The sequence below is a fragment of the Luteimonas salinilitoris genome, from assembly GCF_041300785.1.
GTDB lineage: Bacteria > Pseudomonadota > Gammaproteobacteria > Xanthomonadales > Xanthomonadaceae > Luteimonas > Luteimonas salinilitoris.
Genome location: NZ_JBFWIB010000004.1, coordinates 85201 through 102157, shown reverse-complemented (window position 1 = coordinate 102157; position 16957 = coordinate 85201). Strand labels below are relative to the sequence as shown.

The window sequence follows — 16957 nt, the reverse complement described above, 5'->3', positions numbered from 1 at the left end:
TCGTCGCGAGACCGGAGCCCGGTGCGAACCGGGCTCTCTTGCGGCGGGCTTCGGTCATTCCTTTCAGCCAGGCCAACAGCCGGCACCGGGTGAGCCGACGGCCGCCGCCCGAGCGGGCCTACCGCTTCCATACCGATGCGAGCGCCGCCCGGATCGGCGGCTTCAGCGGCAGGGCCAGTTTCCGGTAGAAGAACGACAGCACGCGCCTGGCACGCGGGACACGCCAGGCCAGCCCTTCCTCGATGGCGTATGCGCACGGCGCGCAGGTGCCGCATGGCTTGCCCTGCAGCGGACGGTGGCAGAACCAGGTCATGTCCATGATCCGGCTCCAGCCCTCGCTTTCGGCCTCCCGGGCCATCGCCCGCTTGTCGATCCGGAACAACGGAAAACTGAAATAGCGAAATAGCGCGTACTCGGCCGTGCCCGCATGGCGCGGGTCCACCCGGAAGCTGCGGTACTTGCCGGCCTGATCGAATTCGCAGACGAATGAGGCCAGCAGCGCCTGCACCTTGTCGTCCACGTGCACGCTCAGCTCCATCCCGGCCATGCCGTGGCGCTTGCAGAACAGCGGCAGCCATTCGTACTGGCTGCCGATGAAAATGCGCGTGCGGATCGTTCGCAAGGCGTCCGCGATGTCCGGATCGGGCTCCAGTTCTCCGACCGGAAAGGTGCGCAGCGGCTGCAGCAGGTCGCGCGTTTCGGGAAAGGTGTCGCGCAGCGCGTCGCCGATGCGCCGCATGGTGCGCAGCTCCGTGGTGGTGGAAGCGCGCGTCGGGTCCTCAAGGTAATAGGGCACGACCGGCAGGCGGTGCTTCAACAGCAGCCGCAGCAACTGGAACGTCGAATCCCAGCCGCTGGTCCACAGCAGGTTCACGCCCGCGCCGGCGAATGCTGGCGCGGGCGTCCCGGAACGGTCCTGCCTCTGGGCTGCATCGCACATGCGGTGACCTCTACGTCGGTATCGCCGGCAAACGATCTGGGCGCAGCCGCACCGGCGTCCGGGGACGGCGCGGCACGATGCTAACCCGTGTTCGCAGGCACGGCGTGCCGCGATGAAGATTAATACGAACGCGCCGGTCCGGAAACGGCACCAGACCAACCCGCTGTGCAGCGCGGGCAACACCTCTTCAGCGTTTGGTCACGTTCGTCACGCCCATGCGAAGGACATGCGCAGCACCTGCGGATTGCCTGCAATCCACGCAAATTCGTGCCGTCGGGTGAGGAGCGCATTTGCGCGGCGCGCCGGAAAACGTCCGCCTGCGCCGCGCCTTGCCTGAATGAATGTGACGCCATTCCGCGATCGATACGAAGGCGATCCCTAAGATGCGAAACGTCTTCGCGTTCGCGGCCTGCCTGCACGTCCCACTCGCGTCCGACAACCATCATCTGCGCACGAAAGCATGTGTGCAGATATCCGCGGGCTTGCACCTCCCGCCCATCAGGAGTGATGTGAATGCAAGATCAAGCGATGACCCGGGAACAGTTCTGGCGTTTCGCCGACGAGGCCAAGGAGGCGACTGAGGCCCTGGCGATGCAGAGGATGCAGGTGCTCGAAGAGCTCGACGCCGAGGCCATGCGCCAGGTCTGCATCCAATACCGGTTCTTCACCATCGACTACATCGGCGATCTCGCCCTACTTGTGGCACGCCTGCCTTTCGGCGGGCTGCGCAGCCTGCTGGGTCAGATTCTCGCCGAGGAGTTGGGCGAAAGCGATCCACGCAAGGCCCACCCGGCGGTGTACGACCGCTTCCTGGCCAGCATCGGCGTGACCGGCGAGGCGCTGCAGGCGCCGCTGCCCGCGAACGAACGGATCCTGAAGGGATTGACGCGCGACATGGCCGGCAATCCGGTCGCCTACGGCGTGGGCCTGCGCGGAATGGGCGGCGAATGCCTGTGCCAGACCTACCTGACGGTCCTGTACGAGCACATGCGCAAGAACCCGTCCATCCGCGCGAACGCCGAGCGCATCGACTGGGAATTCTGGACGATCCACACCGGTGAGGAGGACATCGTGCACGGCGAACTCACCCGCCGGGCCATCGATGAATACCTTCGCCACGATCCCAGCGTGCTGCCGGAACTGGCCAAGGGCTACGAACGCAGCATCACCGCGTGGAACCTGTTCTGGCAGAACATCCTCGATGCCTGCGTGCCGCGGCTGGAGGCGGCCTCGTGAGCGGGGTCATGGGCACGATCACGCAGTTCCACCTGGCGTTCCCGGTGCGCGACCTGGACGAGGCACGACACTTCTACGGCGAGGTGATCGGCTGTCCGCAGGGACGCAGCGACACGTCCTACCAGGACTTCGATTTCTTCGGCCATCACCTGGTCGCGCACATCTCCGGAGAAGGCCGGCCGCTGCAGAGCGGCCGCTTCGACGGCGAAGCCGTTCCGATCCCGCATTTCGGCATGAACCTGGACCGCGCGTCGTGGGAAGCGCTGGCGACGCGGCTGAAGGCGGCCATGGTGGCGTTCCACGAGGAGCCGCACCTGCGCCTGAAGGGCAAGCCGGGGCAGCACGTGACCATGTTCCTGTTCGACCCTTCCGGCAATGCCCTGGAATTCAAGTCGTTCGACGATCCCGAGCAGACCTTCATCCCCTGAGCGTGCGGCGATGACGACGCGCGACGAGATGGCCATCGCTGCCGACACGGCCGGGCGCGACCCGGCGGGCGGCATCGATCCCGTCGCAGCCCGTTCGGCCGCCCGGCGGCACGATCGCGCGCACGTCCTGCACCCGTGGACGGCCCACGCGGCCTTCGATCCGGTGGTCGTCGCCGGCGCGCAGGGTGCGCATTTCTGGAGCGAGGACGGCAGGCGCTGGCTGGATTTCTCCAGCCAGCTGGTGAACGTCAACGTGGGGCACCAACACCCCAGGCTGATCGCAGCGATCAGGGCCCAGGCCGAGACGCTGTGCACGGTGGCGCCCTACCACGCCAACGCGGCCACCAGCGAGGCGGCCCGGCTGATCGCCGAGGTGGCGCCGGGCGATCTGGACAAGGTGTTCTTCACCAATGGCGGCGCCGAGGCGATCGAGAACGCCATCCGCATGGCCCGCCTGCATACCGGCCGCCACAAGGTGCTCAGCACCTACCGCAGCTACCACGGCGCGACCGCCGCGGCGATCGCCGCGACCGGTGATCCGCGGCGCTGGCCGTCCGAACCCCATGCCGCGCCGGGCTTCGTCCATTTCTGGGGGCCGTATCCGTACCGCTCCGCGTTCCACTCGGACAGTGAGGGACAGGAATGCGAACGCGCGCTGGCGCATCTGGCCGACACGATCGCATTCGAGGGCCCGCACACCATCGCCGCGGTGCTGCTGGAGACCGTGGTCGGCGCCAACGGCATCCTGGCGCCGCCGGACGGTTACCTGCGCGGCGTGCGCAGGCTGTGCGACGACCATGGCATCGCGATGATCGCCGACGAGGTGATGACCGGTTTCGGGCGCTGCGGCGAATGGTTCGCCATCGACCGCTGGCGCGTCGCGCCTGATCTGATCGCCTTCGCCAAGGGCGTCAACTCGGGTTACGTGCCGCTGGGCGGCGTGATCGTCAGCGAGCGCATCGCCGAAGGCTTCGCGGCGCGGCCGTATCCGGGCGGACTGACCTATTCGGGTCACCCACTGGCCTGCGCGGCGGCGGTCGCCTGCATCGGCATCTACCGCGAGGAAGGCATCCTCGAACGTGTCCGCCATCTGGGCGAAGCGGTCATCGGACCGGCGCTGCGCGAGATCCAGGCGCGCCACCGGTCGGTCGGCGACGTGCGCGGGCTTGGCATGTTCTGGGCGATCGAACTGGTCCGCGACCGCGCCAGCCGCGAACCGCTGGTGCCATTCAACGCCGCCGGCGCCGCCAACCTGCCGATGGCCGAGTTGGCGGCCGAGTGCAAGCGCCGCGGCCTATGGCCGTTCACGTTTTCCAATCGCCTGCATGTCGTGCCGCCGCTGACCATCGGGGAGCAGGACCTGCGCGAGGGTCTGGCGATCATCGACGAGGCGCTGGCGGTCGCCGATCGACACGCCGGCGGATAGGCGAAGGAACCCATGCAGATCGCCTGCTAGGCTTTGCCGCGGACCGAACACCGCGGAGAAGACGCATGCGCGCACTTCCGTTCCTGCTCGCCGGGCTGGCGGGCCTGTCGTCGATGTCACACGCCGCGGAACCTCCGCGTCCCACCAGCAGCGCCGATGGCAGCATGGCGCTTCCGCCCTTCACCGTGCCGTACTCGACGTTCGCGTCGCCGGAATCGCTGCAGCGGTTCCGCCAGGTGCTGGTCGAGAGCAGGCAATCGCCGGGCCTCGACGGCGGCATCGAGGCGGCGCGCAGCTTCTACGCCAGGATCAACACCGATCGCGTCGAGCGGATGAAGAAGCTCTACCCGGTCGAGCTGTCCACGCAGACGATCGCGGGCGTGGGGGCGGACGTCGCCGAACCCGCCGGCGGCATCGCGCCGGAGAACCGCAACCGGGTGCTGATCAACCTGCACGGCGGCGCGTTCCTCTGGGGCGCGCGCAGCGGTGCGCTGGTCGAGGCGATCCCGGTGGCCGCGGTCGGCAGGATCAAGGTGATCGGCGTCGACTACCGGCAGGGTCCGGAGCACGTCTTCCCGGCGGCCAGCGACGACGTCGCGACCGTGTACAGGGAACTGCTCAAGACCTACCCCGCCGCGAACATCGGCATCTACGGATGTTCCGCCGGCGGCCTCCTGACCGGCGAAGTCGTGGCGCGCCTGATCGAGGACGACGTCGAGCTGCCCGGTGCCATCGGCACCTTCTGCGGTTCCATCGCGCCGCTCGGCGGTGATTCCTCGTACGTCTCGCCGGCGCTCAGCGGCGATCCGGTCGGCAGCGGCCCGATATCGATCACCGAGCACCTGCCCTATTTCAAGGGCGCCGACGCCGGCGATCCGCTGGTGCTCCCGGCCAATTCGCCCGACATGCTGAAACAATTCCCCCCGACCCTGCTGATCAGCGGCACGCGCGATTTCGCCATGAGCTCCGTGCTGCAGAGCCAGCGGCTGCTCACCAACGCCGGCGTCGAAACCGACCTGCACGTCTGGGACGGCATGTGGCACTCGTTCTTCTCCGACCCGGAACTCCCCGAGTCGAAGGAGGCCTACGCGGTCATCGCGGCGTTCTTCGACAGGCATCTGGGCAAGTAAGCGGCACGCTGTCGCCCCGCACAACGGCCTTCGCCATCGTGATCGCCGCAAGCGCGGCAAACTGATTGCGCTCAGATTGCACTGTCGATTTCGATGCGGCTCGTTCGTCATAGACAGAAGGCAATCTGCAGGTGACGGCGGCGCATCATGAGCACTCGAAGCCCAGAAGTCCCAAAAGCGAGCAGTCGTGAGTGGCTCGGGCTTGCCGTGCTGGCGCTGCCCTGCCTGCTCTACTCGATGGACCTGACCGTACTGAATCTTGCAGTACCGAAGCTCAGCGCGGCCCTGCAACCGACCGGTTCCGAGCTGTTGTGGATCGTCGACATCTACGGATTCGTGCTAGCCGGCGCGCTGATACCGATGGGTGTCCTCGGTGATCGCGTCGGTCGACGTCGGCTCCTGATGATCGGCGCAGCGGCGTTCGGTTGTGCGTCGGTCCTGGCCGCGTTCGCCCCGAGCGTCGAAACACTCATCGCGGCACGCGCGCTTCTCGGCCTGGCGGCGGCGACTCTCGCTCCTTCGACCTTGTCCCTGCTTCGCAGCATGTTCCTCGATCCGAAGCAACGCACGTTTGCGATCGGCGTCTGGATTGCCAGTTTTTCCGCGGGAGGCACGATTGGACCGTTGGTCGGCGGCGTGCTGCTCCAGTTCTTCTGGTGGGGCTCGGTGTTCCTGATCAATGTCCCGGTCATGATGTTGCTGCTCGTCGTTGGCCCCAGGCTGCTCCCGGAATTCCGGAATCCGCAGGCCGGTCGGCCGGATATCTCCAGCGCCGCATTCTGCATCGTCGCGATTCTGACCGTCGTCTACGGGATCAAGCGCATCGCCGAGCACGGTGCAGACTGGGCGGCGGCGGCATCGATCGTCGCGGGCCTCCTGATCGGGGTCGTTTTCCTGCGTCGACAGCGCCATCTGGCCGAGCCTTTCGTCGATCTCGACCTGTTCCGAAGGCCGGCGTTCAGCGCAGCCCTGATGATCAACATCGTCGGCTTCTTCGTCGCGTTTGGCAGCTTCCTGCTGATCGCCCAGTATTTTCAGCTCGTGATCGGACTCTCGCCGCTCGCAGCGGGGTTATGGTCGGCTCCGTCTGGCGTGGCGTTCGTCACCGGCGCGATGCTCACGCCACGCATCGTGAATCACGTGAGGCCGTCTCGTTTGATCGCAATCTGCTTCGTGATCGCGGCGGTCGGTTTCGGCCTGCTGACGCAAACCGGGACGGAACACGATCTGGCGGTGGTGGCGACGGCGTATGTCATATTCTCAATCGGGCTGGCCCCGGTATTTACGCTCGCATCCGACCTGATCGTGAGCACCGCTCCGCCTGAACGGGCGGGTGCGGCGGCCGGCATCTCGGAGATGAGCAGCGAACTCGGGGGCGCCCTCGGCATTGCGTTGCTCGGCAGCGTCGTCACCTTGATGTATCGCGGAACGATGGCCGGCGCTGTTGTCGGCAATCTGTCAGGGGGTGCCGCTGAAGCCGCACGCGGCACGTTGGCAGGCGCGCTCTCGGTGGCAGAGGTTCTGCACGAACCGCTCGGAGCGGTCTTGATCCACGTCTCGCGCAGCGCATTCGTCGAAGCCTTTCAGGCAGCCGCCCTGGCTTCCACAGCGATTGCCCTGATCGCAGCGGCTGCGACCGCGCTGTTCCTGGACCGCAGGCCGCAGCGTAGCCCTGATATCCCGGCCATATCGAAGGAGACGGAGTCATGAACGACCATCAGATCCGCGCACTGATCGAAGGATGGGCAAAATCCGTCCGGGCAAAGGACATGGATGGCGTGCTTGCGAACCACGCCGACGACATCGTGATGTTCGATGTGCCCATGCCTCTGCAATCCAGGGGAATGGAGGAATACAGGAAGACCTGGGAACTGTTTTTCGATCACAGCCCGGGAGGTGCGGGGTCATTCGACGTGACGGAGCTGCGAATCGTCGCCGACCAATCTGTGGCGTACTGCCATGCCATCGTGAAGATCTTCGATTCCCAGGTCCGTATCACCCTTGGACTGCGGAAGGAAAAGGAGCAATGGCTGATCGCGCACGAGCATCATTCCTACCCGATTGAACTCGAGTCTGGGGAGTAGCGAAAGAGCCCCGCGATGATTCCTTCCAGGACCGTTCCCACTTTGGCACGTCCTCGCTTCATTCGAGCCAGAAGCTGAAGTACCAATAGATGCCCAGCACGAGCGCGAGGATGAGACCGGCCATGATCTTGTTGCCCAAATCCCAGCTCTTGCCGATTTCTTCGCCGGCGATCGCCTTGATCGACCCATAGGTGAGCCCGGCGATCTTCTCCGCAGCGGGTGCCGGGCTGGTAAGCGAGCCGACGACCAGCAGCGCGACGCTTGCCACGAACAGGATGCCGGTGGCGTACAGGAAATTGAAGTCGCCGATCGCTGCCAGGAAGGCAGGGTTCTCGATCTTGCCGGAACCGAAGAACGCCTGGCAGGTGAGCTTGAACATGCCCAGGATGAAGCCGCCCGCAAGCGCCCAAACGGCGCCTTGCGAGTTGATGCGCTTCCAGAACAGGCCCAACAGGAAGACCGCGGTAATCGGCGGTGCGAGATACCCCTGAACGCTCTGCAGGTACTGGTAGATCCCGCCACCGGAGATCACTTTCATGACCGGGATCCACAGCAGCCCCAACACGACGACGACACCTGTCGCGATGCGGCCTACCGTCAACAGGTGCCGCTCGGATTTTCCGGGGCGGAGCTTCTCGTAGATATCGACCGTGAACAACGAGGCGCTCGAGTTGAAGAGCGAGGCGAGCGAGCTCATCAACGCGGCGAGCAGGCACGCCACGATCAAGCCGCGGATTCCCGATGGCAGCAGCGCGGTTACCAGCGTCGGAAATACCGTATCGCCATCGATGACAGACTCGCCGCCCACCATCTTCATCGGCATCTGGATGAGGCCCTTCTGGTGGAGGGCCCAGCCGATCATGCCGGGGACGAGGAAGATCATCACCGGCCAGACTTTCAGCAGGCCGCCGAACAGCGCGCCACGACGCGCGGTCGCGAGATCCTTTGCGGACAGCACGCGCTGCACGATGTACTGGTCGGTGCACCAGTACCAGATGCCGATGATGGGCGAGGCAATCAGGACGCCGAGCCAGGGAAAGTCCGGATCGCTGAGCGGTCGCCAAAGCGCGAAATCGAGCGCGTTACCCTTCGATGCGGAGACCAGTTCACCCCAACCGGCCACGACACCCGCGCCTTCGCCGAGCCTTGTCAGGCCGATGAAGGTGATGACGAAGGAGCCGAACAGAATGATGACCGCCTGCGGTGTCGCCGTCGCCATGATGGCCCGCATGCCGCCGAACACCGTGTAGATGCCCGTCAGGATCACCGTGGTAAATGCGCCGACCCAGAACGCGTTGTCGGGCGAACCGAAGGTATCGGGAAGCAGCGCCTGGAACACGATCGCGCCCGCGTATACGGTAACGCTCACCTTGGTGAAGATGTAGGCCACCAGCGACACGACGGACAGGATGGTGCGTGCGCGCGCATTGAACCGGCGTTCCAGGAACTCCGGAATCGTCTTGACGCCCGACTTGTAGTAGAACGGGACGAAGAACCCTGCCAACAGGATCAGGACCCAGGCGTGCAGTTCCCAGTGCGCCATGGCCATGCCTGTGGATGCGCCCTGCCCGGCCAGGCCGACGATGTGCTCGGAGCCGATGTTGGAGGTGAAGATCGATGCGCCGACCGCGATGAAACCCGCGTTGCGTCCTGCAAGGAAATAATCGACGCTGTCTTTCTGCTTCCTTCCGTACCACCAGGCGACGACGCCGATCAGGGTGAAGTACAGAAGGATCACGATCCAATCGAGGCTGGACATGGTCGGGTTGATAGGCATGTGCGTGTCTACCTGTTGAGGGCCCAAGCGTCGGCGCCGAACGCGAAGACGGGTCCGGCGGTCATCCCGGCTCCAAAGGCGCTACACATCCGCCGTCCCGCCCGCTGCCGCAAGTGCGCGCGACACCGCACCAGGCGTCGCGTCACCAAGCGCCATGTAGGCGTCGCGTAACGCCGCGACGAATCGTTCATCGCCGGACATCGGGGCGAACATGGCGTCGAGCGCCAGGAAGGCGGCGACGGCGGCGCTCGCATCGCCGGCAGTGGTACGGTCGAGCGCGGACAGGGTATCGGCGAGCGGGTCGACCAGCGCCACGCCGTTACGCGCCTGCCGGCGCACGAAACGCATCCACGCCGCGACCGGCAGGCACAGGCGATCGATCGGGCGGCCGGCGACGAGTGCGTCGGCGATGGTGCCGAGGATGCGCACGGGCAGTTTCTGCGAGCCGTCCCAGGCGATCTGCGAGAGCAGGTGGCGGATGTCGGGGTTACGGAAGCGGGCGAGGATGGCGTCGGTGTAGGCATCTGGATCGAAGCCGCGCGGGGCGTCGAGGGTGGGTGCGATGTCCGCGCGCATCAGGCGTTCGACGAACCCGGCCAGAGCCGGCTGGCGCATGGCGTCGGCGACGGTCTCGATGCCCATCAGCGAACCGAGATAGGCCAGCGCCGAGTGCGGAGCGTTGAGCAGGCGCAGCTTGGCGTGGTCGTAGCCGGCGATGTCGTCGCTGATGGTGGCGCCGGCGCGCTCGAAGGCCGGGCGGGCGTTGCAGAAATGGTCCTCGATCACCCACTGGGTGTAGGGCTCGCGCTGCACCGGCCAGGCGTCGGCGCAGCCGAGTTGCGCGGCGACGCGCTCGCGCAGGGCGTCGTCGGTGGCGGGGGTGATGCTGTCGACCATCGAGCGCGGGAAGGCGACTTCGGTTTCGATCCAGCGTGCGAGGTCCGGGTCGAACGCCTGCGCGTACTGCAGCGCGGCGCGGCGCAGGCGGCCGCCGTTGTCGGCGAGGTTGTCGCAGCTGAGCACGGTGTACGGGGCGATGTCGGCGGCGCGGCGCAGGGCAAGGCCGGCGACGACGTAGCCGATCGCGCTTGCCGGCGCCTGCGGGGAAGCGACGTCGTGGGCGATGTCGGGATGGGCGAGGTCGAGGGCGTCGCCGGACAGGCAGTAGCCCTTCTCTGTGATCGTCAGGGTGACCAGACGTACGGCGGGGTCGGCCAGGCGTGCGAGCACGGCTTGGGGTTCTTCGCGTGCGCACAGCAGTTCGCGGATCGCGCCGATCACGCGCAGGCTCAGGTTACCGCCGAGCAGGGCGAGTGTGTACAGGCCGTCCTGCGGGCCCAGTGCGTCGCGGACGTCGGCGCTGCGGAGGGAGACGCCGCAGATGGCCCAGTCCGGGTCGTCGGCGAGCAGGTCGTCGATGTGGACGGCCTGGTGCGCGCGGTGGAAGGCACCGGCGCCGATGTGGACGATGCCGATGCGGGTTTTGGTTCGGTCGTAGGCTGGCCGGACGATGGCCGGCGGTAGCGCGGCCAGTGTGGCTTCGTTCAAACGTGACATGACAGGGGCGAGATCGGTCATCGGTACTGCGTCTCCAAGATCGTATTTCAGTTACTGCCTGTCGAAGTCGTCCCAGCGGAGGGCCGCTCTTCCTTCTCCCTCCGGGAGAAGAGCCTGCCCCCGAAGTGCTGTTGGTCGGGGGTGGCGTGAAGCGCCGGATGAGGATACGGCGAAGCGGCAGGCGTCCGGATCAATCGCGACTTCTCCCTACCCTCGCCCCAACCCCTCTCCCAGAGGGAGAGGGGTTGGGGCGCTATTCCGCGCCAACCGTAAAGCGCTTGTTCAAACGGATGTCCGCGCTCGATGCGCCGATCTGCACTTCGTAATCGCCCGCATCGACTGTGTAGCCCTCCGCTTCATCGTCGTAGTGCTTCAGATCGGTTTCGGGAGTGAACGTGAACTCCACGGTGCGCGCCTCACCGGGTTGCAGGTGGATGCGCTGCACGCCGCGCAGCTCCTTCAACGCGCGCTCGCGCTGCGGCCCCAGCGGACGCAGGTACAACTGCACGACCTCATCGCCGGCGCGCTCGCCGGCGTTGCGCACGTCGACCTGCACGGTCAGCGCGTCGTCGGAAGCGACAGGATCGCCATCGCGGTCGACACGCAGGTTGGCGTAGTCGAAGCGGGTGTACGACAGCCCGTGCCCGAACGGATACAGCGGTTCACCGTCGAAGTAGCGGTAGGTGCGGCCGGCCATGGCGTAGTCGTCGAAGGCGGGCAGTTGCTCGTCCGCCTTGTAGAAGGTCACCGGCAGCCGACCGGCGGGGTTGACGTCGCCGAACAGCACGTCGGCGACGGCGCTACCGCCGCGCTGGCCGGGGTACCAGGCCACCAGGATCGCGGGCAGGTTGTCCTGCGCCCAGTCGATCGCCAACGCCGAGCCGGTGGTGAGCACCAGCACGACGGGCTTGCCGCTGGCGTGCAGCGCCTCCAGCAGCTTGCGCTGGGGGGCGGGCAGGCGCAGGTCGGTGCGGTCGCCGCCGGCGAAGCCGGGATAGCTGACGTCCATCTCCTCGCCCTCGACGTCGCCGGTGAGGCCGCCGACGAAGACCACCGCGTCGGCGTTGCGCGCAGCCTCCAGCGCCTCCTCGAACGGCGGCTTTGCGCCGGGCATGCGCCAGGCGAGGCGCACGCCGGCGTCGCGCTCGGTCTCGTAGTACTCCAGCCGCAGGTCGTAGGCGCGGTCCGCCTCCAGGTCGAGCGCGACGCTGTCGCCGGCCAGGCGCTCGGTGTCGGTCCAGCGCTCCAGCACCGCTTCGCCGTCGAGGAACAGGCGGAAGCCGTCGTTGGCGGCCACGTCCAGCTCATAGCGGCCGCTCACCGGCGGCAGCAGCTGCCCGGTCCAGCGCACGCTGAAGTCGTCGCCGGCCAGCGCCTGCACGGGGGTGATCTCGCCGCGCGCGGCCAGGTCGTCGGTGGGCGCGCCGCGGTCCCAGCGAAAACCGACCTGCGGGTCGACGCGGGTGAGCACGGGTTCGCCGGCCAGCTCGCGGCCGCGGAAGTACTCGCCGTGCAAACCGCGCTCGGTCGAATCCGGCGCCGGGCGCAGGTAGCGCGGCTCGATCAGGGGCGCGGCGGCCGGGTCTTCGCGGCCCTCCACCAGGTCGGCGCCGCGCGCGTGGATCACCTCCGCGTCCGGCAACGCCTCGCGGATACCCTGCAGCACGGTGACCGGCGCCGCCGGCGTGCCGTAGTAGTTGCCCAGCAGCGCCATGGTGTCGTCGGCGGTCGGGCCGATCACGGCCACCCGGCGCAGGTCCTTCGACAGGGGCAGCAGGCCCTCGTTCTTCAGCAGCACGATGGACTGCTGCGCGGCACGGCGCGCCAGGGCGTCGTGTTCGGGCGACTGGTTCACCGCATACGGGATCTGCGCCCAAGGCACCTGCTCGGGCGGATCGAACATGCCGAGGCGGAAGCGCGATGCCATCAGCCTTGTCAGTGCATCGTCGAGCTCGGCTTCGGTGATCAGGCCCTTGCGCACCGCGACCGGCAGCGCCTTGGCATAGCTGTGGCCGCAGTTGAGTTCGGTGCCGTTCTTCACCGCGAGCGCGGAGGCCTCCTCGACGGTGGCGACGATCTTGTGGTTCTTCCAGATGTCCTCGACCGCCCAGCAGTCGGACATCACGTAGCCCTCGAAGCCCCAGTCGCGGCGCAGGATGTCCTGCAGCAGGAACCGGCTGGCGCTGGCCGACTCGCCGTAGACGCGGTTGTAGGCGCCCATCACCGCGGCCACCTGCCCTTCCTGCACCAGCGCCTGGAAGGCGGGCAGGTAGGTTTCGTACAGGTCGCGCTTCGACGGGTGCACGTCGAAGTGGTGGCGGTCGGCCTCCGGACCGCTGTGCACGGCGAGGTGCTTGGCGGTGGCGTCGAGCTTGCGGTAGGGAGTGTCCTGGTCTGCATCGCCGGGGCCGTCGCCCTGCAGGCCGCGCACGAAGGTCACGCCCATGCGCGCGGTGAGGAAGGGATCCTCGCCGTAGGTTTCCTGGCCGCGGCCCCAGCGCGGGTCGCGGAAGATGTTGATGTTCGGCGACCAGAAGGTCAGGCCCTGGTAGCGGCCGCGCTGGCCGCGGGCGGCGAACTCGTGGTGCTTGGCGCGAGCCTCGTCGCTGATGGCATGGGCGACGTCTGCCATCAGCGCGGTGTCGAAGGTCGCGGCCAGGCCGATGGCCTGCGGGAACACCGTGGCGCCGCCGGCGCGGGCGACGCCGTGCAGGGCCTCGTTCCACCAGTCGTAGGCGGGCACGCCCAGGCGCTCGATGGCCGGGGTGTCGTGCTGCATCTGCGCGGCCTTCTCCTCGAGCGTCATCTGCGACACGAGTTCGGCAGCGCGTTCCTCGAAGCTGCGATCGGGATCGAGCCAGGCGGGGGCGTTCTGCGTGTCCTTTGCACGTTCCGGCTCGCCGGCCCAGGCCGCGGCGCAGCCGAGCGCAAACAGCAGCGTCAGCGCGGGCAGAATGCGCCCTTTCAGAAGGCGCGTGACGGGCCTTGCTCCGAACGAAGGGGGCATGATGTCGATCGACATTGGGCGCATGGGTTGTTCCCTCATTTGTCGGGCACGAAGCGTGCGTGCGGGCCCAGGGTGGCGCCGATGAAACCACCGGCCACGTCGGTGCTGAGCAGGGTGCCGTCCTGCCCTTGGGCGAACCATTGCCAGCCCTGGCCGGCATCGAAGCCGAAGGCGTAGTCGCCGCCGTCGCCCTCGATTTTCAGCTGCAACGCGTCCACCGCGGGCAAAGTACGGGTGGCGACGACCTGCCTGCCTTCATGGCTGCTCTTTTCCAGGAACAGCTCGATGTGTCCGCCCTCGCCCTCGGCATTGCTTTCGCCACCGGTCTCGCCAATAGGCGCGGCCACACGGCGCACGCCGAGGAAGTACCAGTGCGTCTCGTTCTGGAATGCGGCGATGCCGGCGTCCGTGCCCGCTTCTACCGGCACCTGCAGCGCGGTGCTGGCCTCGAAGGCGATGTGCTGCTGCCGGCGCGCGAGGAATGCCGGGTTGCGCAACGTATCCAGGCCTTCGGCCAATGGTTCGATCGCCAGCCGGCCGGGGTGGCTGGCCGGGTCCGCCCATGCCTGCTTCGGCACGCGCACGAACATCCAGGCGCGGCCCAGCTCGGGCGCATCGAACTCGTCGCGCCAGGTGAAGTTTCCCGTCGACGGCGCCTGCGAGGCGGTGCGCGACAGGAACGTCGGGCCAGGGGCGACGTAGGGAATCTCGAGGCCGTGTTCGAGGATCGTCGGCCAGCCGTCCTTCCACGCCACCGGCAGCAGGAAGGTCTCGCGGCCGGTGTTGTAGTGCACCCCGCCGTAGTTGCGGCTGGCGAGGAACGTCGCCCACCAGCTGCCGTCGGGCGCCTCCACCAGGTCCGCATGCCCGGCGTTGGTGATCGGGTGCGCGCGGTCGGCGGGCAGGTCGCGCTGGGTGAGGATGGGATTGCCGTCGTAGGGCGTGTACGGGCCCCATGCCTCGCGGCTGCGCAGGATCACCTGCGAATGCTGCGGCCCGGTGCCGCCCTCGGCGCAGTTGAGGTAGTACCAGCCGTCGCGCTTGTAGATGTGCGGCCCTTCGATCCAGATCGGATTCGTGGACGGGTCGACGCCGCCGTCGACCAGCACCCTGCGCGGCCCGACCGGCTGCAGCTTCGCGATGTCGAAGGCCTGCATCCAGATCGCGCGATGTCCTTCGTAGCGCGGCTCGCCCTCGGGCGGACCGTTGTTGAGCAGGTAGACCTTGCCGTCGTCGTCGAAGAACAGCGACGGGTCGATGCCGTCGACGGTCGGCAGCCAGGCAGGATCCGACCACGGCCCGGCCGGATCGGTGGCGGTGACGATGAAGTTGCCGCCGCTGTCCACCGCGGTGTTGACCACGTAGAACGTGCCGTCGTGGTACTCGATGGCCGGTGCGAACACCCCGCGCGACATGCCCAGCCCGTCGAAGTCGAGTTGCGACGGGCGGTCGATGACGTTGCCGATCTGCCGCCAGTGCACCAGGTCCGTGCTCTCGAACACCGGGATGCCGGGGAAGAACGCGAAGCTGGAATTCACCAGGTAGAAGCGGTCGCCCGCGCGCGTGATGCTGGGGTCCGGGTGGAAGCCGGCCAGCACCGGATTGCGGTAGTGGCCTTCGGGCACCGGCTGCTCGAAGACGGCGTCCTTGCCCCGGTACTCGAACCAGTCGAACAGCACCGGCTCCCGCGCCAGCACGGGCGTGGCGAACAGGACGAGGAGCCATGCAAGGCAGCCGCGAAGGATCGCCCGCCGTCGCTCCCTTTGAAGGGGGCCGCCATCGGCTTCGCCGATGGCGGGGGGATTTGCTCTTGGCCGGGGGAAGAGCAAATCCCCCCGCGCGATCCTTCGGATCGCACGGCCCCCTTTTTCAAAGGGGGTAAACACTTGGCGGAATGGAGTCATGGCGCTCACCAGTCCCACATCGTGCCGTCTTCCAGCCGCGCGACCGGCAGCTGCTTCGGTGCATAGGGGAATTTCGCCGCGAGCGCCTCGTCGATGTCGACGCCGTGGCCGGGGGATTCGCCGCAGTACAGGCGGCCGTCGCGGAGGACGTAGTCGTGCGGGAACACCGCGTCGGTCTCGTCCGAGTGGAACATGTACTCCTGGATGCCGAAGTTCGGCACCCAGGTGTCGAAGTGCAGCGCCGCGCCCATGCACACCGGCGACAGGTCGGTTGCGCCGTGGAAGCCGGTGCGCACCTGGTGCAGCGCGGCGAAGTCCGCCAGGCGGCGCACGTGGGTGATGCCGCCGCCGTGGACGATTGTGGTACGGATGTAGTCGATCAGCTGCTGCTCGATCAGGTGCTTGCAGTCCCAGATCGAGTTGAACACCTCGCCCACCGCCAGCGGGGTGACCGAGTGCTTGCGGATCAGCTCGAAGGACTTCTGGTTCTCCGCCGGCGTGGCGTCCTCCAGCCAGAACAGGCGGTGGGGTTCGAGGTCGCGCGCCAGCCGCGCCGCCTCGATCGGCGTCAGGCGGTGATGCACGTCGTGCAGCAGCTCGACGTCGTTGCCGTGGTCGGCGCGCAGGCGTTCGAACAGCTTCGGCGCGGTCTCCAGGTACTTCGGCGTGGACCAGACCGTCTCGACCGGCAGTTCGCTCTCGGCCGGCTCGTAGGCCCTGCCGCTGGAAATGCCGTAGGCCTTCTTGACGCCGGGCACGCCGCACTGCGCGCGCACCGCGCGGAAGCCCTGTTCGATGAAGCGGCCCACCGCCTCGCTGGCCTCGCCGATGTCGCTGCCGTTGGCATGGCCGTAGACCAGCGCGCCCTCGCGCGAGCGCCCGCCGAGCAGCCGGTACAGCGGCAACCCGGCCATCTTGCCCAGGATGTCCCACAGCGCGACGTCCACCGCGGCGATCGCGGTCATCGTCACCGGGCCGCGGCGCCAGTACGCGCCGCGGTACAGGAATTGCCAGGTGTCCTCGATGCGGCCGGCGTCGCGACCGATCAGGTTCGGCACCACGTGCTCCTGCAGGTAGGCGGCGACCGCGAGCTCGCGCCCGTTGAGCGTGGCGTCTCCGAGGCCGTACACGCCCGAGCGCGTCTCGATCTTCAGCGTGACGAAATTGCGGCCCGGACAGGTCACGATGACCCTGGCATCGACGATCTCGCGGTCGCGCGAAGCGCCCTGCTCCGGGTGTCCGGATTCCGGCTTCTGGTTCATGGGGTATCGCTCATGGTCGGTATCTCCTTCTTTGCTCCCGCGGGGGCGGACGCCCGGAATGCACGCCTGAAAGCCATTCGCCACGGATCAACGCGGATGAACGCGCATGAACGCGGATGAGCGGTTGCGTGCAACCCGAAGGCAGTTCCTCGCATGGCTTTATCCGCGTCGATTCGCGGCCAACATGATCTCGTGGATGGGAGTGG

12 protein-coding genes are annotated in these 16957 nt (G+C 67.3%); 6 read left to right on the top strand and 6 right to left on the bottom strand.

Annotated elements, in window-relative coordinates:
* Window positions 1–118: 118 nt before the first annotated feature.
* Window positions 119–874 carry a hypothetical protein gene (locus tag AB5T46_RS08765; protein WP_370563518.1) on the bottom strand — a complete coding sequence of 252 codons (756 nt, stop codon included), beginning with the start codon at window positions 872–874 and terminating at the stop codon, window positions 119–121.
* Window positions 875–1453: 579 nt separating this feature from the next.
* On the opposite strand from AB5T46_RS08765, the gene AB5T46_RS08760 reads away from it, so the two are divergent.
* The 6 genes from AB5T46_RS08760 (at window position 1454) to AB5T46_RS08735 (ending at window position 7244) form a co-directional block, all read left to right on the top strand.
* A complete protein-coding gene (locus AB5T46_RS08760) occupies window positions 1454–2176 on the top strand; it encodes an iron-containing redox enzyme family protein (protein WP_370563517.1) in 723 nt (240 codons plus the stop codon).
* 8 nt (window positions 2177–2184) lie between these two features.
* Window positions 2185–2604: a VOC family protein gene (locus tag AB5T46_RS08755; RefSeq protein ID WP_370563516.1), complete on the top strand. Its 420-nt coding sequence runs from the start codon at window positions 2185–2187 to the stop codon at window positions 2602–2604.
* A 10-nt stretch (window positions 2605–2614) separates the two neighbouring features.
* Window positions 2615–4030, top strand: a complete 1416-nt coding sequence (locus AB5T46_RS08750; protein ID WP_370563515.1) for an aspartate aminotransferase family protein — start codon at window positions 2615–2617, stop codon at window positions 4028–4030.
* Between the two features lie 65 nt (window positions 4031–4095).
* Complete coding sequence (locus tag AB5T46_RS08745) at window positions 4096–5160, top strand: alpha/beta hydrolase (RefSeq protein WP_370563514.1); 1065 nt, start codon at window positions 4096–4098, stop codon at window positions 5158–5160.
* A gap of 147 nt (window positions 5161–5307) precedes the next feature.
* On the top strand, window positions 5308–6870 hold the full coding sequence (locus tag AB5T46_RS08740) for an MFS transporter (protein WP_370563513.1): 1563 nt from the start codon (window positions 5308–5310) through the stop codon (window positions 6868–6870).
* Entirely contained in the window at window positions 6867–7244 is a 378-nt protein-coding gene (locus AB5T46_RS08735) for a YybH family protein (protein WP_370563512.1), read from the top strand. The genes AB5T46_RS08740 and AB5T46_RS08735 overlap by 4 nt, the downstream gene beginning before the upstream one ends.
* Before the next feature lie 58 nt (window positions 7245–7302).
* Here the strand turns inward: AB5T46_RS08735 and AB5T46_RS08730 are convergent, their stop codons facing one another.
* The 5 genes from AB5T46_RS08730 to manD all read right to left on the bottom strand — a co-directional run bounded on the left by AB5T46_RS08730 (window position 7303) and on the right by manD (window position 16751).
* Window positions 7303–9021, bottom strand: coding sequence for a sodium:solute symporter (locus tag AB5T46_RS08730; protein ID WP_370563511.1), 1719 nt, complete (start codon window positions 9019–9021; stop codon window positions 7303–7305).
* Between the two features lie 81 nt (window positions 9022–9102).
* Window positions 9103–10578: a mannitol dehydrogenase family protein gene (locus AB5T46_RS08725; protein WP_370563510.1), complete on the bottom strand. Its 1476-nt coding sequence runs from the start codon at window positions 10576–10578 to the stop codon at window positions 9103–9105.
* A gap of 253 nt (window positions 10579–10831) precedes the next feature.
* The gene (locus AB5T46_RS08720; protein ID WP_370563509.1) at window positions 10832–13585 is read right to left on the bottom strand and encodes a glycoside hydrolase family 3 protein; all 2754 of its coding nucleotides are present in this window, start codon (window positions 13583–13585) and stop codon (window positions 10832–10834) included.
* Between the two features lie 35 nt (window positions 13586–13620).
* Window positions 13621–15330 carry a glycoside hydrolase family 43 protein gene (locus AB5T46_RS08715; RefSeq protein WP_412753980.1) on the bottom strand — a complete coding sequence of 570 codons (1710 nt, stop codon included), beginning with the start codon at window positions 15328–15330 and terminating at the stop codon, window positions 13621–13623.
* A 164-nt stretch (window positions 15331–15494) separates the two neighbouring features.
* On the bottom strand, window positions 15495–16751 hold the full coding sequence (manD, locus tag AB5T46_RS08710; RefSeq protein ID WP_370563507.1) for a D-mannonate dehydratase ManD: 1257 nt from the start codon (window positions 16749–16751) through the stop codon (window positions 15495–15497).
* Window positions 16752–16957: the final 206 nt, after the last annotated feature.

Excerpts from the sequence above, each read along its gene's own strand:
- manD (WP_370563507.1), bottom strand. The coding sequence starts at position 16,751 with ATGAACCAGAAGCCGGAATCCGGACACCCGGAGCAGGGCGCTTCGCGC.
- AB5T46_RS08725 (WP_370563510.1), bottom strand. The coding sequence starts at position 10,578 with ATGTCACGTTTGAACGAAGCCACACTGGCCGCGCTACCGCCGGCCATC.
- AB5T46_RS08720 (WP_370563509.1), bottom strand. The coding sequence starts at position 13,585 with ATGCCCCCTTCGTTCGGAGCAAGGCCCGTCACGCGCCTTCTGAAAGGG.
- AB5T46_RS08735 (WP_370563512.1), top strand. The coding sequence starts at position 6,867 with ATGAACGACCATCAGATCCGCGCACTGATCGAAGGATGGGCAAAATCC.
- AB5T46_RS08745 (WP_370563514.1), top strand. The coding sequence starts at position 4,096 with ATGCGCGCACTTCCGTTCCTGCTCGCCGGGCTGGCGGGCCTGTCGTCG.
- AB5T46_RS08740 (WP_370563513.1), top strand. The coding sequence starts at position 5,308 with ATGAGCACTCGAAGCCCAGAAGTCCCAAAAGCGAGCAGTCGTGAGTGG.
- AB5T46_RS08755 (WP_370563516.1), top strand. The coding sequence starts at position 2,185 with ATGGGCACGATCACGCAGTTCCACCTGGCGTTCCCGGTGCGCGACCTG.
- AB5T46_RS08760 (WP_370563517.1), top strand. The coding sequence starts at position 1,454 with ATGCAAGATCAAGCGATGACCCGGGAACAGTTCTGGCGTTTCGCCGAC.
- AB5T46_RS08750 (WP_370563515.1), top strand. The coding sequence starts at position 2,615 with ATGACGACGCGCGACGAGATGGCCATCGCTGCCGACACGGCCGGGCGC.
- AB5T46_RS08730 (WP_370563511.1), bottom strand. The coding sequence starts at position 9,021 with ATGCCTATCAACCCGACCATGTCCAGCCTCGATTGGATCGTGATCCTT.